This is a genomic window from Limnohabitans planktonicus II-D5 (assembly GCF_001270065.2).
Lineage (GTDB): Bacteria > Pseudomonadota > Gammaproteobacteria > Burkholderiales > Burkholderiaceae_C > Limnohabitans_A > Limnohabitans_A planktonicus.
Genome location: NZ_LFYT02000132.1, coordinates 1 through 689 on the forward strand (window position 1 = coordinate 1; position 689 = coordinate 689).

Consider the following 689-nt stretch of genomic DNA (forward strand, 5'->3'; position numbering starts at 1 on the left):
CGTGGACCACCACCTTCACAGCCGCAGAAGGTGCCAACACCGTGAGCGTGCGCCAGACCGACGCCGCAGGCAACGTGAGTGCGGCCAGCACATTGAACTTCACGCTGGACACCAGCGCTCCCGTACCCACCGTCGGCATCAACGCCATTGGCGGCGACGACGCCCTGAGCCCTGCTGACGCGGTGCAAACCCACACCGGCATCACCGGCAGCGTGAGCGACGCCCGCGAAGGCGACGTGGTCAAAGTGCTGGTCAACGGCCAAACCTTCAGCGGCACCGTGGACGCTTTGGGCAACTACAGCGTGAGCGTGGCCACCGCCGACCTGATTGCTGATTCGGGCAGCACCCTTGAAGTCGTGCTCATGGCCAGCGATGCGGCGGGCAACACCCAGATGGCATCTGCCAACCGGGCCTACGCCGTGGACATCACCGTGCCCACGGTGCAAAGCATCGTGCTGGACAAGAGCGCCCTGAAAGTGGGCGAGAGCGCCACCGTCACCATCAGCTTCAGCGAGAAAGTCAAAGCCTTTGACCTGTCGGACTTGACCGCTGACAACGCCACACTGAGCAACCTGGCCACAGCCGATGGCGGCCTGACCTGGACCCGCCACACTCACGCCCACAGCAGGCATCGAAGACACCAGCAACGTGGTCCAAGTGCTGGCCAACTACACCGACCTGTCGGGCAA

The 689-nt window shown here is 64.2% G+C and carries 1 protein-coding gene; it reads left to right on the top strand.

Annotated features, from left to right (window positions below; translation table 11 throughout):
• Nucleotides 1-689, top strand: a 689-nt coding sequence (locus H663_RS41115) for an Ig-like domain-containing protein (protein ID WP_116695982.1), incomplete at both ends; no start/stop codon positions are given.